Origin of the sequence: Streptomyces sp. NRRL S-340, from assembly GCF_000720185.1 — a bacterium.
GTDB lineage: Bacteria > Actinomycetota > Actinomycetes > Streptomycetales > Streptomycetaceae > Streptomyces.
Genome location: NZ_JOIY01000008.1, coordinates 141,251 through 164,409, shown reverse-complemented (window position 1 = coordinate 164,409; position 23,159 = coordinate 141,251). Strand labels below are relative to the sequence as shown.

17 protein-coding genes and 3 pseudogenes are annotated in these 23,159 nt (G+C 71.6%); 17 read left to right on the top strand and 3 right to left on the bottom strand.

All coding sequences use genetic code 11. The features are described from left to right. Nucleotides 1-179 precede the first annotated feature (179 nt). From IG64_RS08100 to IG64_RS08065, 8 genes are all read left to right on the top strand, one after another. On the top strand, nt 180-1,583 hold the full coding sequence (locus IG64_RS08100) for an MFS transporter (protein WP_078883861.1): 1,404 nt from the start codon (nt 180-182) through the stop codon (nt 1,581-1,583). A gap of 79 nt (nt 1,584-1,662) precedes the next feature. Beyond that, nucleotides 1,663-3,546, top strand: coding sequence for a non-ribosomal peptide synthetase (locus IG64_RS08095; protein ID WP_051812491.1), 1,884 nt, complete (start codon nt 1,663-1,665; stop codon nt 3,544-3,546). Nucleotides 3,547-3,624: 78 nt separating this feature from the next. Next, nucleotides 3,625-4,830, top strand: a complete 1,206-nt coding sequence (locus IG64_RS08090) for a cytochrome P450 (protein ID WP_037853589.1) — start codon at nt 3,625-3,627, stop codon at nt 4,828-4,830. Nucleotide 4,831: 1 nt separating this feature from the next. After that, nucleotides 4,832-5,869 carry a methyltransferase gene (locus IG64_RS08085; RefSeq protein ID WP_078883860.1) on the top strand — a complete coding sequence of 346 codons (1,038 nt, stop codon included), beginning with the start codon at nt 4,832-4,834 and terminating at the stop codon, nt 5,867-5,869. Further along, nucleotides 5,869-6,621 (top strand): thioesterase II family protein, encoded by a 753-nt coding sequence (locus tag IG64_RS08080; RefSeq protein ID WP_037853587.1) that lies wholly within the window; start codon nt 5,869-5,871, stop codon nt 6,619-6,621. Before IG64_RS08085 ends, IG64_RS08080 begins: the two co-directional genes overlap by 1 nt. Nucleotides 6,622-6,738: 117 nt before the next feature. Then, on the top strand, nt 6,739-10,050 hold the full coding sequence (locus IG64_RS08075; protein ID WP_158771496.1) for a non-ribosomal peptide synthetase: 3,312 nt from the start codon (nt 6,739-6,741) through the stop codon (nt 10,048-10,050). Between the two features lie 41 nt (nt 10,051-10,091). Further along, nucleotides 10,092-10,868: a thioesterase II family protein gene (locus IG64_RS08070; RefSeq protein WP_199811533.1), complete on the top strand. Its 777-nt coding sequence runs from the start codon at nt 10,092-10,094 to the stop codon at nt 10,866-10,868. Further along, entirely contained in the window at nt 10,865-14,650 is a 3,786-nt protein-coding gene (locus IG64_RS08065; protein ID WP_199811532.1) for an SDR family NAD(P)-dependent oxidoreductase, read from the top strand. Before IG64_RS08070 ends, IG64_RS08065 begins: the two co-directional genes overlap by 4 nt. 88 nt (nt 14,651-14,738) lie before the next feature. Here the strand turns inward: IG64_RS08065 and IG64_RS40220 are convergent, their stop codons facing one another. Beyond that, complete coding sequence (locus IG64_RS40220; protein ID WP_158771494.1) at nt 14,739-15,227, bottom strand: hypothetical protein; 489 nt, start codon at nt 15,225-15,227, stop codon at nt 14,739-14,741. A gap of 1,676 nt (nt 15,228-16,903) precedes the next feature. On the opposite strand from IG64_RS40220, the gene IG64_RS08060 reads away from it, so the two are divergent. Further along, nucleotides 16,904-17,755 (top strand): methyltransferase domain-containing protein, encoded by an 852-nt coding sequence (locus tag IG64_RS08060; RefSeq protein WP_037853584.1) that lies wholly within the window; start codon nt 16,904-16,906, stop codon nt 17,753-17,755. A 59-nt stretch (nt 17,756-17,814) separates the two neighbouring features. On the opposite strand, the gene IG64_RS42025 is transcribed toward IG64_RS08060, so the two are convergent. Continuing rightward, nucleotides 17,815-17,946: a hypothetical protein gene (locus IG64_RS42025; protein ID WP_324609564.1), complete on the bottom strand. Its 132-nt coding sequence runs from the start codon at nt 17,944-17,946 to the stop codon at nt 17,815-17,817. 240 nt (nt 17,947-18,186) lie between these two features. Here IG64_RS42025 and IG64_RS08055 point away from each other — a divergent pair, with 240 nt between their 5' ends. The 5 genes and pseudogenes from IG64_RS08055 (at nt 18,187) to IG64_RS08040 (ending at nt 20,486) form a co-directional block, all read left to right on the top strand. Continuing rightward, entirely contained in the window at nt 18,187-18,876 is a 690-nt protein-coding gene (locus IG64_RS08055) for a DJ-1/PfpI family protein (RefSeq protein WP_037853583.1), read from the top strand. Nucleotides 18,877-18,939: 63 nt separating this feature from the next. Beyond that, nucleotides 18,940-19,257, top strand: coding sequence for a hypothetical protein (locus IG64_RS08050; RefSeq protein ID WP_037853582.1), 318 nt, complete (start codon nt 18,940-18,942; stop codon nt 19,255-19,257). Next, nucleotides 19,254-19,726: pseudogene (locus IG64_RS43215) on the top strand (hypothetical protein). Before IG64_RS08050 ends, IG64_RS43215 begins: the two are co-directional and overlap by 4 nt. A gap of 2 nt (nt 19,727-19,728) precedes the next feature. Beyond that, entirely contained in the window at nt 19,729-20,028 is a 300-nt protein-coding gene (locus IG64_RS08045) for a hypothetical protein (protein ID WP_037853581.1), read from the top strand. Next, nucleotides 20,025-20,486: a DUF6010 family protein gene (locus IG64_RS08040; RefSeq protein WP_037853580.1), complete on the top strand. Its 462-nt coding sequence runs from the start codon at nt 20,025-20,027 to the stop codon at nt 20,484-20,486. Before IG64_RS08045 ends, IG64_RS08040 begins: the two co-directional genes overlap by 4 nt. Before the next feature lie 211 nt (nt 20,487-20,697). Here the strand turns inward: IG64_RS08040 and IG64_RS08035 are convergent, their stop codons facing one another. Next, nucleotides 20,698-21,615 carry an endo-beta-N-acetylglucosaminidase H gene (locus IG64_RS08035; RefSeq protein WP_037853579.1) on the bottom strand — a complete coding sequence of 306 codons (918 nt, stop codon included), beginning with the start codon at nt 21,613-21,615 and terminating at the stop codon, nt 20,698-20,700. Nucleotides 21,616-21,781: 166 nt separating this feature from the next. On the opposite strand from IG64_RS08035, the pseudogene IG64_RS43210 reads away from it, so the two are divergent. The 3 genes and pseudogenes from IG64_RS43210 to IG64_RS42010 form a co-directional block, all read left to right on the top strand. Next, nucleotides 21,782-21,913 (top strand): annotated as a pseudogene (locus IG64_RS43210) (IS110 family transposase); the annotation flags it as partial. A 269-nt stretch (nt 21,914-22,182) separates the two neighbouring features. Then, nucleotides 22,183-22,683, top strand: a complete 501-nt coding sequence (locus tag IG64_RS08030) for a hypothetical protein (RefSeq protein ID WP_158771492.1) — start codon at nt 22,183-22,185, stop codon at nt 22,681-22,683. Between the two features lie 24 nt (nt 22,684-22,707). Next, nucleotides 22,708-23,086, top strand: a pseudogene (locus IG64_RS42010) (IS5/IS1182 family transposase); the annotation flags it as partial. Between the last annotated feature and the right edge of the window lie 73 nt (nt 23,087-23,159).

Sequence of the window (23,159 nt, the reverse complement as noted above, 5' to 3'; positions counted from 1 at the left end):
CGTCATACGTGCCGACTCTGCGGAAGGGCTGGATGTCCGATGCAGACTGAATGTACGGTGCAGCCTGGCCGCATGTGACGCCGTCGTCGATTGTGGTGTGCGTTGAGGGAGTTCGTCTGCCAGCACCCGACCGGACACGGCGTCTCGCACCGAATTCCTGCAATGAGGAGCCACAGGGCATGACCTCGACCAACTCGTCATCCGGGACGGGGACCACTCCGGCAGCATCAGAAAGTGCCGGGGCAGAGGTCTCGCCCGCACCGCCGCCGGAACCGTCCGGCGACACGTCTCCCCCCACGGATGGCACGAGCACGAAGCCGCGCTCCGTCCTGTTCCGCAACCGCGACTTCGCTCTGGTCTGGGGCGGCGAGTCGATCAGCCTGCTCGGCAGCGAGATCAGCGTGGTCGCGCTGCCGCTGCTCGCCGTCATCACCTTCGGCGAGGGCGCGTTCGGCGTCGGCATGCTCATCGCCGCGCAATGGGTCCCGTTCGTCGTACTCGCGCCGCTGATGGGGGTGTTCACCGACCGCCTGGACCGGCGGATGCTGATGCAGCTGTCCAACGCGGTCCGCTTCGTCGTCCTCGGCTCACTGCCGCTGGCCTGGGCGCTGGGCAGCCTGACGATGGTCCACCTGTACGTGGCCGCGCTCGTCAAGGGCGTCTTCGATGTCGTCTTCCAACTCGCCTACCAGGCCTACCTTCCGCAGCTGCTGGCGCGCGAGGACCTGGTGGACGGCAACGCCAAGACGCAGCTGAGCCGCTCGGTCGCCCTGATCTTCGGACGCAGCGGTGGCGGCGCGCTGGTCAGCGCGCTGGGCGCCGCGCGGGCGATCACCGTCGACGCCGTCTCCTACCTGCTGGCGGCCGTCGCGCTGGGCTTCGTACGGTTCCGTGAGCCCGAGAAGCAGCAGACCGCCGCACGCGGTCTGAGCGCCACGCTGGCCGACCTGCGCGGTGGAATCACCATGACCTTCGGCAACAGACTGCTGCGGTATCTGACGCTGATGGCCACCTTCGGCAACACCGCCGTGTCCATGGTCCTCGCCATGATCATCGTGTTCGGGTACGACGACCTGGGACTGAGCGCAGCGCAGGTCGGGCTGACCCTCGGCGTCGGTGGCGCCCCGGTGGTGGTCGGCGCGATCCTGTCCCGCCGGATCAACGAGCGGCTGGGCATCGGCCGCACCCTGCTGATGACCCATTCGATGCTGGTGGTGGCGTTCGCCCTGCTGCCCGTGTCCCAGGCCGGCGGGACCGGGTTCGCCGTCGCCGTGCTGATCGTCTCCCAGGGCATCTCGTCGTTCACCACGCCCGTGGGGAACGTCGGGGTCATGACCCTCATCCAGAAGGCCACGCCGCCGCAGGCGATGGGCCGCGTCGGCGGCGTCTCCCTGCCGCTCGTCTGGGGCGCCAACGCCGTCGGCCCGCTGCTGGGCAGTGCCGTCGCCGTGACGGTGGGCAACAGCGCCGCCTTCTACCTGGCCTCCGCGCTCGCACTGTGCGCCGTGCTCTGGATCCTGGCCGGTTCGGTGACCCGGCTGACCGACGACGTACCGGAGGAGATGCGGCTGGTCGTCGGCTGACCGCCCCTCCGGCGACCCGACGACTGTCCCGTACGGCCGGACCGCCCTGCACGGCTCATCTTCCTTCAGAGAGGACCCTATGATCAGCCAGCAGGACGCTCCGGCCGTACCCGGGGCCGGGCCGGCCACCACGGTGGTCTCCCGTATCGAGCTGTTCGCCCGCGACACCCCCGATGCCCCCGCGGTCCGGCACGGCGAACGGGAACTGACCTACCGGGACCTGGACCGGCGTGCCGAGCGACTTGCCTGCGAACTGGCCGGGTCGGGAGTAGGACATGGCGACGTGGTCGCCATGTACCTGGGCCGCTCCATCGAGTGGGTAGTCGGGATGCTCGGCTGCCTCAAGACGGGCGGTGTGTGCATGCCGCTGGACCCGGCCGTACCCGCCGAACGGTTCGACCGGGCGATCGCCGCGGCGCGCCCCGCGGCAGTCGTGACCGCGGCGCCCGGCCGTGGTACGGGCAACCCCCTGCCCGCGCTCCCCGCAGGGCTGCCCGTGGTCACCCTCGACGCGAGCGCTCCGCTCCCCGAGGAGGCACCCGGCGGCGGGCTCCCCCCGCGTGCGCGACCACGGAGCGAGGACCTCGCCTACGCGATGTTCACCTCCGGCTCCTCCGGTGAGGCCAAGATCGTGCTGGCCCAGCACTCCTGGCTGGCGCTCAGCGCCGCCCGCAGCGCCGCGGTGAACGCCACCACCGCCGCCGACCGCGGTTCCTGGCTCGGCGCGGCCGGCGCCGGGATCGCGCTGCACGAGGTCGGCGGTCTGCTCTGGCAGGGGGCCCAGCTCGTGATCGGCGACCACGAGGTGATCGCGTCGCCGCCCGCCCTGCGGGACTGGCTGCTCGCCGAGCGGATCACCCAGAGTTTCGTGATCACCCCGGTCGGCGAGGTCCTGCAGAATCTGCCCTGGCCGCGCCGGTGCGCGCTGCGGCTGCTCACCCTGGGCGGTGACCGGCTGAACCGGTGGGGGCCCGCGGACCTGCCGTTCGAGGTCGCCGTCTCCTACGGCAGTCTGGAAGCCTTCCAGATAGCCAACTCGTGCCATCCCTGGTCCCAGAGGTGCACTCCCGCCACGGCCACCGACGCCGACCGCGCCAGTGCCCCGCCCGTCGGCCGGCCGATCGACGGGGTCACCGTCCACCTGCTGGAGGACGACGGCCTGACACCGGTCGTCGACGGGATCGGCGAGGTGTGGATCGACTCGGACTGCCTCAGCCTCGGGTATCTCGGCGATCCGGCACAGACCGCCGACCGGTTCCGGCCCAACCCGTTCGGCGCCGCGGGCAGCCGCATCTACCGCTCGGGCGACGCGGGCAGGTTCCGTCCCGACGGGATCCTGGAGCACCACGGCCGGATCGACAACATCGTGAAGATCCGCGGCCACCGGGTGGAGCTCGGGGATGTCGAGTGGGCGCTGGGGCAGCACCCGGACGTCGACCAGGTCGCCGTGGTGGCGACCTGGGACGGCGACCAGCGCCGCCTCGTCGCCTGCTTCGTCGCGGCACGTGAGGTCGCGCCGCTGGAGCTGCGCGACCACGCGGTGGAACGGCTGCCGGACTGGATGGTCCCGGTCGCGTACGTGCAACTGGACGAGTTCCCGCTGAACACGTCCCGCAAGATCGACCGCCGCAGGCTGCCCCCGGCCGACTGGTCCCGGGGACGTCCGTCGCGTGCCTGGCGGGCACCCGCGCCCGGAGCGCAGACCGAGATGGCCCGCCTGTTCGCGGATCTGCTGCAGGTTGACCGGGTCGGAGCAGACGACCACTTCGTGGAACTCGGCGGCGACTCGCTGCTGCTGGCCCGGTTGCAGAGCCGGATCGAGCAGCGCTTCGGCGTCCGGATCGAACTGCCGGACCTGATGGCCGGCCCGACCGTCACCGAACTGGCCGAGCGCGTCCCGGGGGCCGCCGCCGGGCGCACCGGCGCGAGCGCGCTGCCGCCCATCGTGCCCCGGCGCCGCTGAAGCCCCGCCCGTCGGCGGCACCCCGGCACTCCGCACGACTCACCTCGTCCGACCGACGACATCGGCATGGAGGCCTGCATGACCACCGAAGCCGCGGACGCCACCGACCGTCTGGTGACCGCTTTCGACCACCACGACCCCGGATACACCCCGCGGACCGCGGAGCGGGTCAACAGTGAGATCCGTGAGCGGGGGGTGACGTGGTCACCGGCGTACGGCGGGATCTGGATCCTGTCCCGGTACGCGGACGTGCGCGCCGCCCTGACGGACTGGCGTACCTACAGCTCGGCCCGCGGCGTGCACTTCCCGCGCGCCGAGGGGATGCCGATGTTCTCACCGATCGACTACGACCCCCCGGCGCAGCGCGGGATACGTGAGCGGATGGCCGCTCCGATGACGGGCGAGGCCGTCTCCGCGATGGTGCCGGAGCTGCGCCGCATGGTCGCGCGGCTGCTCGCGCCGCTGGCCGGGCGCGGCCACGGGGACCTGATGGCCGAGTTCGCGGAGCCGTTCGCCATCGAGGTGCTCGGAGTGGCCTTCGGGCTCTCCGAGAGCTGCCGCGCCCGGATCCGCGAGGCGACGCGGACGATGTGGACCTACATCTCGGCCGACCGGGACGCGAGCAAGTTCTGGCCCGCCTTCCACGCCCTGCTGGCCGAGGAGGTCGAGCGGGTGCGCGACGAGCCGGACGGCAGCTACCTCGCCCGGCTCGCGGCCACGCGGCAAGACGGCTCGCCGTTGCCGGACGAGGAGCTGTACTCGATCATCGTCAGCTTCTGCGTCGCCGGGCACGACAACACGATGAACTCGATCACCCGCCTCGTGCACACGCTGGCCCAGGATCCCGCGCTGCAGCTGCGGCTGCGCCGCGAGCCGGAGCTGCGCCCGGCCGTCGCGGAGGAAGTCCTGCGCCGCTGGTGTCCCACCGATCGGTTCACGCGGGTCACCACCCGTGAGGTCACCGTCGCGGGCACCGTCATTCCGGCGGGTGCCCGGGTGGTGCTCCTGTTCGACGCGGCCAACCGGGACCCGGAGAAGTTCCCGGATCCCGACACCTTCGATCCCGACCGCGGCAACTCCCATCAGCACCTCAGCTTCGGGCACGGCATCCATCACTGCATGGGGGTGCACCTGGCCCGCGCCGAGTTCGCCGCCGTGCTCGACGAGCTGTCCCAGCTGCCGGTGTTCGATCTGGACGAGCCGAGCGACCTGCATTTCGAGAACGGTCGGCACATCATGTTCGACCGGGTGTCGGTGCGGTTCCGCACCGGAGAGGAGCACTGACATGGCCGCCGGTTCCGGCTCCGGGACGCGTCCCGGCACCCCGCCTCCGACCCTGCTGACCGACCTGGCGACGGGGCTGTGGAAGACCCATACCCTGACCGCGGCGATCGAGACGGGCGTCTTCGAGGCCCTGGCCGCCGGCGACGCCGACGCTCCCGAGCTGGCCCGCCGGCTCGGCATCGGCAAGCGGCCGGCCGAGATCCTGCTGACCGCGTGCACCGCGCTCGGGCTGCTGGAACAGCGCGGCGGGCGCTATCGGAACACCGCCGTCGCGGCGCACTACCTGGTGCCCGGCCTGCCCGACTACTTCGGCGGTTACGTGCAGATGGTGGCCCGGTACACCGCGCCGGGGTGGCTTCGCGCGACCGAGGCGGTCCGCACCGACGCCCCCACCAAGCCGGTGCCCGACCCGGACCGGAACATGTTCGAGGAGGGCAACCGGCCGGAGTCCTTCTGGGAGGGGCTCTTCACCTTCTCCACCCTGACCGCCCGTCAGCTGGCGGGGTCGGTCGACCTCTCCGGTGTCCGTCGGATCATGGACGTCGGCGGCGGCGCGGGCGCCACCCTGATCGAACTGTGCCGCCGGCACCCGCACCTGAGCGGCACCGTCGTCGACCTGCCGCACGTGTGCGCGCTCGCCGGCGAACGCATCGCCGCGGCCGGTATGACCGGACGCATCGACACGGCCGCGGCCGACTTCTTCGCGGATCCGCTGCCCTCCGGGCACGACGCCGTCCTGCTGTCGATGATCCTGCACGACTGGGACGAGAGCCAGAACCGGAAGATCCTCGCCTCCTGCCTGGACGCCCTGCCCTCCGGCGGCACCGTCCTGATCAGTGAGCTGCTGGTGGACGACGACAAATCCGGCCCGGTGGACGCGGCGCTGATGAGCATGAACATGCTGGTGGGCACCTGGGGACGGAACTACACCGGTGCCGAGTACACCGACTGGCTGCGCGACGCGGGCTGCTCCGAGGTGCGCACGGTCCGGTTCTCCTCACCGGGGGCGAACGGTGTGGTGGCGGGGGTGAAGGCGTGATGGAGCCCCGTCTGCGGCGCTGGTTCCTGCGCGAGCCGTCGCCCGGCGCCCGGATGCTGCTGCTGTGCATGCCGTACTCCGGGTGCGGCGCCTCCATGTACCGGGCCTGGCCCGCCACCATCGGTGAGGCGGAGGTGGTCCCGCTGCAACTGCCGTGGCGGGAGAACCGGATGCGCGAGCCGCACTTCGGCACCTACGAGGAGCTGGCCGCCGCGCTGCTGGACGACGTCGGGGAACTGCTCACCTCCCGTCCCTACGCGCTGTTCGGGCACTGCGGGGGCGCCCTGCCGGCGTTCGAGACGGTGATCCAGATCGCGGAGCGCGGGCTGCCCGCGCCGGTGCGGTATTTCGCGTCGAGTCAGGTGGCTCCGCAGGACGGTCCCTGGGGCCGATTCCTCGGGCTGGACGACCAGGGTCTGCGGGACGAGATCGCCGGACTGCTGACCGCGATGGGCGCCGCCGCCTCCGCCGACGAGCTCGTCGACCTGTTCATCGACGTGATGCGCGCCGATCTGGAGGCCAACCGGAAGTACTTCCGTCCGGCCGGTACGGTGCCCTGCCCCATCACGGCGCTGGGCTGGGACGACGATGTCGAGGTACCGCACCGTCTGATGGGCGGCTGGCAGGCCTGGGCGCCCACGGACAAGGTCGTCCTGCCGGGGACCCACTACACCTTCCTGGACGCGCCGCCCGCGCTGGTCCGTGTGCTGGCGGACCGTCTCACCCTCGGCTCCGGTCCCCTCGCGCCGTGACCCGCCGCCGGGACCAGTACGCGCCATTTGAAGTATTGCGTTGACTCCAATGTTGCCTGTTGGATGAGTCTCTGAAGTATGTGTCGTGGTGTACATGCCGACTTGGAGGACAGTGGCATGAGTCAACAGAGCGAGCTGCTTCGCCGACTGCGCCGGCTCCCGGGGGAGCGCCGGGACGCGCTGTTGGCTCAGCTGGACGACGTGTCCGCCGGATCCCGGTCCGCCCCCCTGTCCTACCGGCAGGAGCAGCTGTGGCTGTTCGACCGGTTCGCCCCCAGCAGCCTGGCCTACGGGCTCGGCTTCGCCCTCCCGATCGAGGGCCGGCTGGACGCTGAAGCGCTGGGCGCGGCGCTGGCCGATCTGCTGCAGCGCCACACCGTGCTGCGCTCGACGTTCTCCGACGAGGACACCCGGGGCACCCAGCGGCTGAAGGCGGTGCCCCGCATCCGTCTGGAGACCGAGGACGTTCCCGTGGAGCGGTTGCGCCGGCGCGCCGACGAGGTGGTGCAGGGCGAGCTGCGCCGGGGATTCGACCTCAACTCCGGCCCGATGGTCCGGTTCCGGCTGCTGCGGTCCGCCCCCGACCTGCACCTGCTGGTGCTGACCAGCCACTCCATCGTCCTCGACCCGCGCTCCGCACGCGTGCTCCAGGGCGATCTGGCCCACGCCTACCGCGCCCGGGCAGCAGGCACGGCGCCTGCATGGGCGCAGGAGCCGGTGGACTTCGGTACCTACGCGGCCTGGCAGCGGGGCTGGTGCGAGCAGGACGCCGCCCGTGAGGCGACCGCGTACTGGCGCGACGCCCTCGCGGGCTGGGAGAGCACCGAGCTGCCCACCGACCTCCCCCGTCCGCGGCTGATCGACCTGAGCAGCGACGTCGTCCGGCTGCCGCTGCCACCCCAACTGGCCGCCGCCGCCGACGGCTTGGCGGCCGGGAGCGGCGCCGAGCGGCAGGACGTCCTGCTGGCCGCCTTCCTGGTCGTGATCGCCCGCCACACCTCCCGGGGCGACCTCACCATCGGACTCCCCCGGGACGTCGCAGGCCCGTACGACGAGAGCCGGCTCGTCGGTGACATCGGAAACCTGCTGCCGCTGCGGGTCGAACTGGACGAGGCGGACAGCTTCGCCGCCGTGGTGACCCGGCTGCGCGACGCCCGGCGGGACGGCCTGCGCCACGCGAGCCTGCCGTTCAAGCTGATCCTGGACGCACTCGGGGTGGAGCCCGACGCCGGCCGGCTGCCCCTGGTGCAGATCGGCTTCACGACCCCTGCCGCGCGCGGCGGACCGGTCGAGGTGGACGGGGTGCGCTTCGGCTGCGAGCAGATCGACGCCGGGGCAGGCGCGTTCGAACTCGCCCTGGAGGTCACGGACGGTGAACAGCCCACCGTGGCCGTACGGTTCGCCACCTCTCTCTACCGGCGGGCCACGGCCGCCCGCGTCCTGGACCGCTTCCTGCAGACCCTGGACGCGCTCTGCCGGCAGCCGCAGCGTCCCCTGGGAGACGCCCCGCTGGGCACGCCGCAGGAGCACGCGGACGTACGGGAGCGCTGGAACGAACCGATCGGCGCGCCTCTCGACACCCCGCTGCACGAACTGTTCGCCAAGGTCGTCGCGACGGCGCCGGACCACACCGCGCTGCTCTGGGAGGGCGGCTCCCTGACCAACGGCGACCTGGACGCCTGGTCCTGGCGGATCGCCCACCGGCTGACGGCCGCCGGGGTGGGGCTCGGCGACCTCGTGCCGGTGGTGATGCAGCGGGGCCCGGCCCTGATCGCCGCCGTCCTCGGGGTCCTGCGGGCCGGGGGCGCCTACGTACCGGTGGACGCCGGTCAGCCCGACGAGCGGCTGGCGATGATCCTGGAGGACACCGGGGCCAGGACCGTGGTGGTCTCCCCCGGTACGGCGGACCGGATCCCCGGTCCGCTGGGGCTGGTCGTCGGTGCCGATCCGCTGGACGGACCGCAGGCGGGGCAGGAGCCGCCTGCGGTCGTCGTGCCGGCCGCCTCGGCGGCGTACGTCATCTACACCTCGGGGTCCACCGGCCGTCCCAAGGGGGTGGTGGTCGAGCACCGCAACGCGGCCAACTTCACCCGCACCGTGCGGGACATGTTCGACCTCACTCCCGAGGACCGGGTCCTGCATTTCGCCTCTCCGGGCTTCGACGTCTCGGTGTTCGAGATCTTCGGCACCCTGCTCAGCGGCGCCGTCCTGTACGTACTGGACGAGGACCAGCGACGCTCCGTGGACGCCCTCGACGCAGTCCTGCGGGAGCAGCGGATCACCGTCATCGACCTGCCCCCGGCGATCATGGATCTGCTCTCTCCCGAGAACTATCCCGACCTGCGGGTGGCGTTCGTCGGAGGCGAGGCGTTCACCGGCGAGCTGACCACGCGGTGGGCCCGCGGCCGGAGCTTCTGGAACGGGTACGGCCCGACGGAGACCACGGTGACCGTGGTGGCCAAGCGGTGCGAGGGCGAGTGGACGGCCTCACCGCCGATCGGCCGGGCGATGGCCAATCACCGTGCCTACGTGGTGGACGGCGCCGGTGCGTCGTTGCTCCCGGCCGGCGCGGTCGGTGAACTCGCCATCGCCGGGCTGGGCGTGGCGCGCGGATACCTGGGCCAGCCCGCCCTCACCGCCGACCGGTTCCGGCCGGACCCCGACGGGCCTCCCGGTTCCCGCCGCTACCTCACCGGTGACCTGGCCGTCTGGGACGAGGCGGGGGACCTCTGCTTCGTCGGCAGGGCCGACCGGCAGGTGAAGGTGCGCGGCGTGCGGATCGAGTTGGGCGAGGTGGAGGCCGCGCTGCAGGCCGTGGACGGGGTCGCCCAGGCGGTGGCGGAGGTGGCGACCGACCCGCGCACCGGCGCGCTGCTGGTGGCGTACGTGGTGCCGGAGCGTCCCGGAGAGCTGCAGCTGGACACGATCCGCTCCGCGGTGGCGCGCCGGCTGCCGGCCGCGATGGTCCCCTCCGTCCTGGTGCCGCTCGACGAGGTCCCGCTGACCCCGAGCGGCAAGATCGACCGGCGGCGGCTGCCCGCCGTGGAGTTCGCCGTGGTGGACGAACTCTCCGAGGCCGACGAGGAGAACAGCACGCCCACCGAGCGCACGATGCGCAAGGAGGTGTTCACCCCGCTGCTGGGCGCCCGGATCGGCAATCACGTGAACTTCTTCGCGGCGGGCGGCACCAGTCTGCAGGCGATTCAGCTGTCCTCCCGGGTGAACGCCGTGTTCGGGGTGGCCCTGCCGATCGCCGACTTCTTCGCCACTCCCACCGTGGCCGGTCTGGCCGGGCTCGTCGACGCGGCGCGTTCGGGCCGGGAAGCGCAGCGGGACGCGCTGGCGGAGGCCTTGGACCTGGTGGAGGGGAGCAGCGACGACGAGCTCGCCGAGCTGGCCGCCTCGCTGGACGAGGAGGGGACGCGTTGAGCGCGGACACCCACGCAGGGGCACCCCCGCGGAGCGGACCGGTGAGCTTCGTCATGGACTCGCCCTGGGTGCGCCGCGTCCCCCGCGAACGGGCCCGGGTACGGCTGATCTGTCTGCCGTTCGCCGGTGGCGGCGCGTCCGTGTACCAGCGGACGGCGGCACTCATGCCCTCCTGGGTGGAGACGCTGACGGTGCAGCTGCCCGGCCGCGAGGACCGCTCCCGGGAGGAGCCGCCGGCCCGGATCGACGCGCTGGTCACCGCCTGCTCGATCGCCCTGCGCCCGTACACCACCATGCCGTACGTGCTGTACGGGCACTGTGCGGGCGGGCTGCTGGCGTACGAGATCGCGCACGAGATGGGCCGCCGGTTCGGAACGTGGCCGCAGCGGCTGATCGTCGGCGAGCAGCCCGCTCCGCAGGCGCCGCCGCCTGCGCGGCCGTTGCACCTGCTCTCGGACGAGGAGCTGCTGGCGACGGTGCGCGAGCGCGGCGGGCTGCCCGACGCGGTGGCCCGCAACGCTCCGTTGCTGGACATGCTCCTCCCGCTGCTGCGCAGTGACTTCGAGCTCTGGGAGAACTACCGGTACCGGCCTCGTCCCCCGCTGCCGGTTCCGATCACCACGGTTCGGGGGCTGACCGGCTCGGTGGACGAGTCCGACCTGGCCGGCTGGGAGACGCAGACGGCCGTGGGCCGGACCGGTCTGAGCGTCGAGGGCGGCCACTACTTCGTCGTCGGACTGACCCCGGACGCCGCCCGGGAGATCGGTGGACAGCTGGCCGTCGAACCGCCCGCTCCGGCCGGAAGGACCTCTTCGTGACCACCGCCACCAGCGCCGCAGTCCACCAGCTCTCCCTGGAGACCGTTGCCGAGATCGCGGCCGGTACCGCGGGTGTCCGTGACGCCGCCGCCGTCCGCGACCGCCGGCTGCGCGTCACCGCCACGCGCCGCGCGGCGTCCGGTCCCGGCTCCGGCGAAGTGGGGCGCGGCACCGCCGTCCCCGCCGACCGTCCGGCCCTGGTCCGCGGCCCCGAGCCGGTGCTGCCGCCGGACGCCGTGCCGACGCTGCCGCAAGCGCTGGCCCGGGCCGCGCGGGTGGCTCCGGACCGTGGCACCACCTATCTGCTGCCGGACGGCAGCACCGACCGGCAGACGTACGCCGAGCTGTACGAGGACGCCCGCCGCATGCTGGGCGGACTGCGCCGCCACGGTCTGGCTCCGGGCGACCCGGTGCTGCTGCAGTGCGCCGACAGCCGTACGTTCGTCACCGCCTGGTGGGCCTGTGTGCTGGGCGGCTTCCTGCCCACTGCGCTGGCTCCGGCACCGGAGTACGCCACGGACAACGCCGCGGTACGCAAACTCGCCGCCGCCTGGCAACTGCTCGGCCGGCCGCCGGTGATCGCCGACCCCGGGCTGTGCGAAGGGGTGCGTTCGCTGGCCGGCCGGCTGCCGGGCGGCGGGGCGCCGCGGGTACTGGCCGCCGACGCCCTGCCCGGTCCCGAACCGGCCGACTGGACCGTACCGGACCCGGACACGCTGATCGTCAACCTGCTCACCTCCGGCAGCACCGGCACGCCCAAGTGCGTGCAGCACCGCCATCGCACGATCGTCGCCAGGAGTTACGCGGCGATCGCCGCGAACGGCTTCACGGAGCACGACGTCTCGCTCAACTGGATGCCGCTGGACCACGTCGGCGGCATGATCATGTACAACCTCCGGGATGTGTTCCTGACTTGCGAGCACGTCAACGTACGAACGGAATCGGTGATCCGCAGGCCGTTGCTGTGGCTGGACTGTCTGGACCGGTTCCGCGCCACCAACACCTGGGCGCCCAACTTCGCGTTCTCGCTCGTGTGCCAGCGCGCGGAGGAGATCGCCGCCGGTTCCTGGGACCTCAGCCGCCTGACCAACATCTGCAACGCCGGTGAGGCCGTCGTCGCCCGTACCGCGCTCCGCTTCGTGGAACTGCTCGCCCCGCACGCACTGCCCGCCGACGCCATGGTGCCCTGCTGGGGGATGTCGGAGACCTCCTCGGGGGTCACGTACACCCGCATGCACCGTGATGACGCGGCGGTCGGCACCGTCTCCCTGGTGCCCGCCTCACTGGACGGCGAACTGCGCGAGCTGCCGGCGGGCACTCCCGGCGCGGTCGTGGTGACGGAGGTCGGTGCCCCGGTGCCCGGCGTCGCACTGCGCATCGTGAACCAGCAAGGAGAGGTGCTCCCGGAGGGCCGGGTCGGGCGGCTGCACGTGTCCGGCGACACGGTCCTGAACGGTTACGCGCACAACGAGCGGGCCAACAAGGAGAGTTTCACCGCGGACGGCTGGTTCGACACGGGTGACCTGGGGTTCCTGCGCGACGGCCGCCTCTTCCTCACCGGCCGCCAGAAGAACATGGTGATCGTCAACGGGGCGAACTTCCCCGCGCACGAGATCGAGGCGGTGGTGGAGCAGGTGCCCGGCGTCGTGCCCGCCTGCTCCGCGGTGGCCGGGGTGCCCGACGAGGACGCCGGCACCGACGCTCTGGTGGTCTTCTTCGTGCCCGACACCGACGACGTGCCCGCGCTGGTGGACGCCATCCGCTCGGCTCTCGCCCGCGACCTGGCCCTGCGTCCGGCCTACGTGGTGCCGGTGACGTCCCAGGAGTTCCCACGGCAGAACGGCGGGAAGGTGCAGCGCGAGCGGCTGCTCGAAGGCTGGCGCGACGGCCGGTTCGACGACCGCTGTTACGGCGGTGAGGCGGACGGCGCCGCACCGGACGAGGCGCCGCACGCGGAGAACGGCGTCCCCGCGCTGGCGGTCGTGTGGGAACCGGCCGACGCACGGCTGGGGCAGCGGCCCGACGGTCCGCTCGTGGCCTGCGTCAGCGGTACCGTTCCCGACTGGCTGCCCCCGCTGACCACGGCTCAGATCGTGGTCGGCACGGATGCCGTGGAGCTGGCCTCGGCCCTGGAGCGAGCCTTCGCGGCGGCCGGCGAGGGGCTCACGGACGACGGGACCGTACCGCAGGTGCTGTTCGTTGCCGCCTCGGACCCCGCGACGGCACCGGCCGATGGGGACGCCGGGGTGCCGTCGGAGTTCCTCGCCGTGGCATCGGCCGTGTCGCGGATCCGCCCCGACGCCGAGCTCACCGTGCTGACCCGGGGTGCCGTACCGGCCGCCCCCGGCGATCCGGTGGTTCCGGGCCGGACCGGGCTGACCGCGCTGGTGCGTACCGCCCGCTCGGAACGGCTTCTCGCCCGCACCGCACTGATCGACGCCCCGGCGGACGCCGGCGCGACCGAACTCGCGGCCCTGGCCACCGCGCGGCACAGCGGCGACGTGATCGCCGTGCGTGACGGCAGTCCGCTGCAACAGCGACTGCGCACCGTGCCGTTGCCGGAGGTCTTCGACGTTCCCGCCGATGTGCTGCCCCGGGGCGGGACCTGCCTGATCACCGGTGGTCTCGGCGGCCTGGGACGAGCCGTGGCGGAGCACCTGGTGGTCACGCACGGGGCACGGCTGCTGATCGTCGGGCGGACCCCGCAGGCGCGCCTGGACACCGGGGCCCGGGAGGCGCTGGAGGTCCTGCACGCCATCGGCGAGGTCCGCTACCGCGCGGCCGATGCCGCGGACCCGGACGCGCTGGCCGGGGCGGTGGCTGAGGCGGAGGCGTCCTGGGGGTGCGGCCTCGACCTGGTCCTGCATCTCGCCGGGGCCGCGGTCGCCCCGCAGTGGGAGTCCTTGAGCGACCACGAACTGCGGACCGAGTCCGCGCAGTGGCTGGCGACGATGCTGCGCCCGAAGGCCGGTGGCTGTGAGGCCGTCGACGCGTTGCTGGCCACCCGGCCGGACACTGCCGTGGTGCTGTACTCGTCCGTGAACGGTCTGTTCGGCGGGACCGGTTTCGGCGCGTACGCGGCGGCCAACGCGGTACTGGACGGCTGGGCCCAGCGCTGGGCCGCGGCGGGGCGACGGGCCCAGAGCCTGGCCTGGAGCATGTGGGACGGCCCAGGGATGAACCAGGGCAGTCCGCTGGTCGCGGCGGGCAGGCACCGGGGACTGACCCTGATCGACCCGACCCGGGGCACGCTGGCCCTGCTGGGCGCCCTGCACGCCGGGCCGGTACACCTGCTCATCGGCGCCGATCCGGCGAACGAGCAGATCAAGCCGCTCCTGGCGGCGGACCAACTGGGCGGCGGCACCGTCGCCGTGGCGGTCGTACCCGCGTCGGACACGGACCCTCAGCAGGTGCGGGCCGCGGTGTCGGCCCGACTGGCCGACCGCGGGATCTTCGCCCGGGTGGTGGTGACCTCACGGATCGAGCGGGACCGCAGTGGCACCCCCGACCCGGCCGCTGTGCTCGCGGCCGTCGGCGCGGGCGACGCCTCCTACCTGCCACCCGACGGACGGCTCGAAGCGCTGTTGGCCGAGGCCGCGGCCGAGGTGCTCGGAGTCCCGCGAGTGGGCAGGGACGACTCGTTCTTCAGCCTGGGGTGCGATTCGATCAGGGCCGTGCAGCTCACGGAGGCACTGAGCAGGCAGTTGGACACTCCGGTCTCCGTGGGCTCGCTCTACGAGTCCCCGACGGTCCGCTCCCTGGCGGCCAGGATCGCCGGCTGAGACAACGGGCCTTCCGGGCCGTGGCACGGCCCGGAAGGCCCGTTCAGCGCACAGGTCCAGGGGATGTCCCGCGCACCGATGACACTCCCTACCGGCGTCCTTTGCCCCGCAGTCTGGGGTTGCTCGATTTCGCTTCTTCGAGATGTCCCATACGACGCAGCCTGTCCACCCATGCCTGTGCGGTGTAACGAGGCACGTCGTAGTGCTGCGCCACCTTCCCCACGCTGCTGAGCTTGAGGAAGACTTCTCTGACCTCGTCCGGGTCGGGCATCTTGCGGTAAGGACGCTGATTCTGCGCTGCGGCTGGGGGACGGGACGCGCTTGCAGGCCGGTGACTCTCCGATCCGTTCTCGGAGAGGGAAGAGGGCAGAGCAGCGACCCCGCTCACCGCCTGAGCCAGCATCTCGAAGTCGATGTCGAGTGCTCCTCTGGGGGGGATCGCGCCCCGCTCCGAGGCCTTGACCACCAGTTCGACTATCCGTGGCGGTCCGCCGGGAACGCTCTGCATCACTGCAGTGATCGTCGCCGGTTCCTCGTCAGCGCCTCCGTACGTTTCAACCGTAATCGTCCATTTCATGCCATACCTGCTATCGTCTTCTCTGCGGTTGTTACCCGTGTGAGACGTAGCGGCCGAGGACGCGAGCATCCTTGACGGGGTCACACACGAGTACTCATCCCCCCCGTCATGCGAGAGTGATTCGCATGATCCAAATGTAGTCATCTTTTCGCTCGAAAGCTACGTTGATTTAGTAAACGACTCACAAAGGGCCCCTAGGTCTACTAGCATACGCCCTCCTTGTCGGAGACAGGCGGATCGGTGCCCGACACGATGATTTGCCCGGCCGCAACCCTCTCAAGACGACAGAGCCGCGACCTGCGGTGGTCGGCATTCTCGAAGTTTGCTGACACCCGGACAGACTGCACACACTCTCACCTTCCCTGCCGCGCACTCTGCGGACACCCCCGCGGGTCTTCGACCGGACACCCCCGCTATCGAGCCACGGCGCCCCGTTCCGCCGCGCGGCCTGCCCGAGCGGCCCCCCGCGGCAGAGCTGCGATCCCGGCTGTCGCCTGGGCTCTCCCCTCTCGTCGGATCCACTCATGATTCCGGTGAGGACTTCTCTGTGGCCGACATCGATCGGTACACAGTCGACACAGGTCCGGCAACACGCCGAAGACTTGACCTGAAGTGCCTGCCCCGTACACGGAACCATCATCGCATCGCCCTCTCGAAGATCGTCGCATCGCCCTCTCGAAGTACGGCAGGATGCCGCTGTACGACCGGACCACCGCCGAGCTTGCCACCGGGACTGCTGCCTGATCGGGTGACACCTGCCCCGGCTTGCCGAGTTGAGGCCTGGAAAGACGCTGCTGTGCCCGAGCCGTATCCGGAGGAGTCCCGCGAGGCCGTCGTACGGGTCGCGCGCGACCGCGGGCCCGGCGTCACGCCGGAAGAGGTCGCCGCCGACCTCGGCGTCCACCCATCACGCTGCCGAAGCCGCTGCGCCGCGCCGACACCGACGAGGGCGCCGGACCCGTCACGGCGTCGGGTGGCAGCCGGATTGAGCGAGGGCCGCAATCTCATCCCGCTGCTGGAACAGGCTCTCCGGACCGGCACCTGCGCGGATGTACCGCGGCAGCCGCCTGCCCTCGTCGTCATCGCTCTCCCGGACGCGTACCCGTTCCGCCGCCCGCCCAGCCTGACGCCACGGCACCATCGGGACCAGCAGCCGAAAGGCGCGTCAGGTCCCCCCTGAGCAGAGGCGGTCGCGGCCCGCCGAGCGGTCCGCGCCCAGGACGGCCTGCGGACCGTTCAGCGGGCGCGAGGCGCGTGATGGGCGGCCTGGAAGAGAAGGTGGGACATCCACTGTCAACACTGCCCGCCCCGCTCCGCATGACGTCCTGGCGCATCGCGCGCCAGGCCCCGACCTTACCGATCAGGCTGCGCACTCAGTTCCTCGCGGACACGGCGAACCCTGCCTGACGCGGCACCGGGCCGTGTCTGGCGGCTTCGCCGGCGTACGGGGCCTTCGCTGATCCTCGTAGACTGAGGACGTGGCATTCATGAGCACCCCGCACTGCTGCTTCCTGTGACCGGAAGGCGTTGAGGGCGATACCGGACGGCATCGCCCTCCTTGGTGTGCCTGCGGCGTGAACCAGCTTCCCGTCGCTGCCCGCTCCTTCCTGATGCAGTGACCTCTGAGCGCGCACGCAGGCACGGACTCCTCCCTTCCCTCTTGCCAGGAGTGCATCGTGCCCGTGTCGCTTCCCCCTGCCCTCGAACTCTCCCTCGACCTGCTGCGCTGCCCGACGTGCCGCACGCGCCCCCTGCGGCCCGGCCGCGGTGCACTGCGCTGCCCTGCGGGCCACACCTTCGACATCGCCCGCCACGGCTACGCCGGCCTGCTGACGGGCACCCGCGCCACCAGCGGCGACGACGCGGCCATGGTCCGGGCCCGGGAGCGGTTCCTGTCCACCGGCGCCTACGCGCCCATCCGTGAAGTCGGCGCCCGCCTGGCGGCCGGCGCCGTGTCCGAGCAGGCCGCGGTCGTGGACGTGGGGTGTGGCACGGGCTACTACCTGGCCGGCGTACTCGACCAGCTGCCCGGCGCCCGCGGTCTGGGTCTGGACACGTCGGTGCGCGCTTTGCGGTCGGCGGCCCGAGCCCACGCCCGAGCCGCCGCGGTGGCCTGGGACGTCTTCCGTCCCCTCCCGCTGGCCGACGGGGCGGCCGATGCCGTGCTGAACGTGTTCGCCCCGCGCAACCCGGCCGAGTTCCACCGGGTGCTGCGCCCGGCCGGCCGGTTGATCGTGATCCGTCCCACCGGGCGGCACCTGGCTGAGCTGCGCGGCCGGTTGCCTTCGGTGGTCACGGTCGACCCGGCCAAGGAACAGCGCCTGCACCGGGCGCTGGACCCCTTCTTCGAGGCCGCCGTCACCGAACAGGTGGAGTACCCGGCGCACCTGTCGGGGCTGGATGCCCTGAACCTGGTAGCGATGACGCCGAGCGCACGTCACGTGAGCCGGGCGGACCTGGATGACGGCCGCTTCCTGCCCGATCAGGTCACCGTATCCGTGCTGGCCACCGCCTACCAGCCCCGTTGACCACGATCGGCGACGCCCGGCACGGTGATCGTGTCCGCGTCCTGGCGGCCGTCCGGGCCTCAAGGGTCGCGCAGGGTGAAGGTACCGGCGTCGGTCTCGTCGTGCGCGGCGCAGGCCCTGCCCTGGTGGCCGGGCCGCTCGCCGGGCAGGCGGGTCCGGGAGGAGACCTCGGCCGGGGTGGACCACTCCAAGGGGGATCATCCGGTCCAGCACGGGAACGGCGACGGCGTGCATGGGCCGAACCAGCCTCCCCATCCGCCCGACGGTCCGGCGCCGGTACCCGGACAGCTCCACGTCTCCGCAGCTCGCGGCCTTCCGGAGACGCTTGGCGTTTTTCCGTCGAAACCTGTCACTAGTGCCACTGGGCGATCATTGCGGCAGCCGGTTGACTTCGGAGCGTCCGATGGAAAACGACCCCGAAGGAACCTTCCATGCACATCCAGGTCGTCCTGTTCGACGGCTTCGACCCGCTCGATGCCATCGCCCCCTACGAGGTGCTGTACGCCGGCGGAACGGCCTCGAACGGCGCGGTGACCGTCGAGCTGGTCACCGCGGAGGGCCCCCGGGAGGTGGTCAGCGGCACCGGAGGACTGGTGCTGCGCGCCGACGGCGCCCTCGACCTGGAGCGCGCGGACATGCTCGTGGTGCCCGGTGCCTCCGGCCGCGTGGGCGAACCCGGCGAGGTCCCGGAAGAAGACGCAGGCGCCGGCCAGTGGAAGCAGGACGAGTTCGTCCCGGTACTGCTGGGCCGCACGCTGGCCACCGGGCTGCCCGCGCTCCTCAAGCAGGCGATGGACGACCCCGGCATCACTGTCGCCACCGTCTGCGGCGGCTCGCTCGTCCTGGCCCTGGCAGGCCTGCTGGAGGGACGTCACGCCACCACCCACCACCTGGGCCTCGACATGCTCGACGCCACCGGTGCCCACGCGGTCCGCGCCCGCATCGTGGACGACGGCGACCTGGTCACCGGCGCCGGCGTCACCTCGGGGCTCGATCTCGGGCTGTACCTGCTGGAGCGTGAGGTGGGCCCCCGCGTCGCGCACGCCGTCGAAGAGCTCTTCGCCCACGAACGGCGCGGCACCGTCTGGCGCGCCCAGGGGCCGACGCCCAGCGCCTTGTGAACCCCGGCCCCTCGCAGATCCTCCGCTCACCATCCCCTCGCACAGGCAGGAAAACACATCGGCATGTCCGTCGAAGGCACCTGGAACCTGTCCATCTCCACCCCCATCGGCAAGATCGAGGCGGTGGTCGAACTCCGTGACCAGGACGGCGTCCTGACCGGCGTCGCCCACGGGGCCGGCGAACACGTACCGCTCGGCGACATCACCCTCGACGGCGACCGGCTCACCTGGAAGCAGGCCATCACCAAACCCGTGCGGCTGAACCTGGCGTTCGACGTGACGGTCGACGGCGACACCCTCCAGGGCACCTCCAAGGCCGGCCGCCTTCCGTCCTCGAAGGTCACCGGCGAGCGCCGGACCGCCCCGGAACGCCAGGCGTGACCGAACTCCTTCTGTCCCTGCACGTCCGGGCCGCCGTTGTCGCCGTCGGCCCGGTCACCGTCGCCGCGAGCATGTCCCGCGACGCTGCCGCGCTCTCGCCGACTGCGCCGGCGGCGACGCCCGCACCACCCCGGGGGACGCCGCACCGTAACTGCCGGATCTGCGCGGGCATCCGCACAGCGGTCCAGTGGTCCCCCTCTTCGGCCCCGCCACGGCCGGCAGGTCCGGTGTCCCCGGTGACGCCTGGTTGATCCCTCGGTCCTGCTGAGCACGGCGGCCGCCGACGTACTGGCACCGCTGATCCTGCCCGCCCACGACCGTTCTCCGGCGAGGCGACGGGCTCCGCCTCGCCGTTGCAGGCTCCCTCGGCGCCGGGCCGCCTCGCCTTGGTGACCTGTGTCTTCGACCTGCTCCGAGCCACCGTCACCGTACTGATGACCATTCGTCCGGCTCCACCACCGGAGTGTGACCATGCACCTGCGCTCTCCGCGCCATCTGCACATCGCCGCTCACGCCGAGCTGATCTCCCTGATCGCGATGCTGGCCAACGTGTTCACCGTCCACCTCAAGTCCGTTTCGTCCTTGACGGGCCCCACCCACGGCTGCGCCTACCTGTTCGTCGTGTTCGCGACCTGGCGCCTCCCGCAGGCACCGGCCGCCGTCAAGGTCCTGGCCTTCCTTCCCGGCGTCGGCGGACTGCTCGCGCTACGGCGACTCGACCGCGGCGCCCCGGCCCGCGCCCAACTGGAAGAAGAGGTCATCCCGTCATGAACTTCGTGTCACCGGTGATCGTCGGCACCCTCTACTGCCTGCTGATGTCCCTGATCGAAGAACCGCACCGGCGCCGCTTCAACGCGATCATGGTGGGCGGCGCCGGCGCCGCCTATCTGAGCGGGGGCGGATTCGGCCCGTGGGAGCTGCCGTTCGTCGCGCTCATGGCCTACGTCGCCTACCGCGGACTGGACTCCTGGACCTTCATCGGCATCGGCTGGCTGCTCCACACCGCATGGGACGTCGCCCACCACCTCGATCTCGCTCCGATCCTGCCGTTCGCCCACGACTCGTCCCTGGCATGCGCCATCTGCGATCCGGTCATCGCCCTGTGGTGCTTCCGCCAAGGGCCGTCCCTGATCGCGTTCGTCCGCCGCTCGTTCAGGCCCGGCCGGACAGCAGAACACCCCGACGGCCGCGTCTCCGGTCCCTCCCTTCCCGACCGCACCGGGGTCTGACGGCCGACCGTCCTCGAGCCGCTCCGGAGATCCGTCTTGCAGCCCGCACCGCTCTGCCGCTGAACGCCCCGGTTCCACCCCGCCGAGCCGGTGTCCGTGCGTGCGACCGCGCCTCCGGCATCGTTGTCGAAGGCGCGACCTGCCCGGGGTGCGGGCCTACGGGGTGCAGCAAATCCCGAGGGGGCACCGGGTGCCGGGGAGTGCGTTCGGCCTACGGCGCGTAGACGGCGTCACTGCCGTACAGCTCCCTGGTGAACGCGGAGACGTCGGCGCTGCGGTCGGCGCCGTCCAGGTTGTACGTCAGGTAGACGCCGTACCCCTCCGCGACCGTGCGGCGGGCCAGGGCGGCGGCTGTGCTCTTCGAGGTGCCGCCGATCTCGACGGCCGCCGGCGAGAGCTTCGACTTGGGCAGTGCGATGCCGGGGACCTGCCAGGTGCCGTAGTACGGGTTCCAGGCGTAGTCGAACTTGGACGAGACGTCGACGCCGCCGTAGGACAGGCGAGACGCGGCCGGACCGATGTTGTAGAGACTGATGATCTTGCCCGGCATGTTCGCGCGCAGCGCCGACACCAGGTACACGAAAGAGCTGTTGTTGGGCTGGCCGGTGCCGTTGTTGCCGTACTCGGCGTACTCGTCGTCGAAGTCGATGCCGTCGAGGCCGTACTTGGCCACAGCGTCCGAGAGCTGTTTCGCGAACGCCGAAGCCGCCGGCTGGGACGGGAAGTTGGCGAAGCCCGCGCCCTGGTGGTTGCCGAGCACCGAGAGGACGACCTTGATGCCCTTCTGCTGCAGCGGCCGTATCTGCGTGGCCGCGTTGTCGAGGACGCGTTGCACGTTCTCGTTGAAGTACAGCGTCGCCGCCTTCTTGCTCGTGTCGTAGTTGATGTTCGCCGCGAAGATCACGGCGACGTCGAAGACGTTGCCGCCGCCGTTGGCGAGGGTGTACTTGCCCACGTTGAGCATGCTGTTGTTGTTCACCTCGACATAGGCCACCGAGGTTGGTCCCTGTTTCGCGGGAGCGGGGGCCGCTGCCGCGCCGGTCGTGACGGTCGCGCTGAAGGCGAGGGCCGTGACGGCCAGGAGCGCGAGCGCGGCCGTCCGCACTCTGCTCCGCACCGGAGTGAACATCGTTGATCGGTCTCCCATCGCATGGAGCGGCGCCCGGCCTGTCCGCGAGCGCCGAGTGCCCCGATCCTTCCGCTCCCGTGACGAAATCCCCAGAACCGCGCGAGAGCTCTTCACGACTCCCACACCAACGGAAAACCATGGGGTAGCGGCATGTCACAGGGGACGGTCCTTCGCTGCCCTGACCGCCTCGCCGGGTGCCGGGGCCCACCACCGGCGCCGACGCGACAGACACGGCGATCGGCATGCCGCCGCCTCGCGTCGCTTGTCCAACCGCCCGGGCGGTCGGATCCGTCACTGCCCGCGGCACGGCGAACGCACCCCCATGGCCGGCGTCGCCCTGGGGGCCTCCGTACAGGCCCCACGCCGGACGGGCCCGGCACCGTGCCGTCTCGACCGGCGTTCGACACCGAGATCTTCCACGAACGGAAGCGACACCTCAAACGATCCCTAGGTCTTGACCATGGGTTCTCCAAGTCCAGGCAGCGCACTGTTCCTTCCCCGCCGACCGTGCCACGCTCCCTCCAGGGGCCGTGCGCCCGCGCGGTCCGAGGGGGAGGACTCGAAGCCTTGAAAATCCGCCACATCGCCAAGTTGGGCGTCGTCGCATGCCTCGCGTTCGCCGGTGTCACACTCGGGACCACCACCGCATCCGCCGAGGTCTGGGGTGGCGGCTGCCGCGCGTACGTCATGGAGCCGGGAGACGTCGAAATGGACTCCTGCGGCTACGCGGCGGACACCAGCAACAGCTGGAACAGCACGCGCATCTACCCGGATGTCACCACCGTCGAACATCAGTGGAACCCTGGTGACCCGGACCAGGTCGATCCGTGCGCACAGCTCATGCGCGTCAACCCCGACAGCTCGTTGACTCAGGTCCACGACTTCCTGTGCGGAGGCTGGGTCGGGCCGGGACAGGGCGGACCGTCGCAGAACGAGTGGAAAGGTACGGACCGCGCATGGTCTGCCCCGGCCGGAGGCACCTATGTGGTGCAATCCGGATACTGGGCCACGGTCAACGGCCACTACGGCTACTACGGCAACGTGCAGTCTCCGCGCATTTACACCTGACAGGCGGGCGTTGTCACGCCAAGTGCCTGCCGGCGCTTCGCCCGGTGGAGCCGGGCCCGGATGCGGGTCCGGCTCCACCGCGTGATCCTCGACGAACTCGGCGCCCGGGGCGAGCCGGACCGGTCACGGTGCGCGATCGACCCCGTCGGCGTCCGGGCGGCAAAAGGGGGCCACTGGGCCGCTGGGCCGCTGACGGGACCGAACCCGACCGATCATGGCAAGCCGGGACCGAAAATCCACCTCATCACTGACCGGAACGGTGTGCCGCTGTCGCTGGGCATCTCGGGCGCCGACATGTACGAGAGTCTCGGCCTGGGACCGGCTCGTGCGCGGGATCCCGCCCGTCCGCTCCCGCTGCGGCCCACGCCGGCAGCGTCCGGGCAAGCTCCACGCATCTGACGGGGGTACGGGAGAGCTTCCGGGCGGTCCACCGTACGCCCTGACCGCCGCGTGCGAGGCTTCCGGCAGGGGACGGT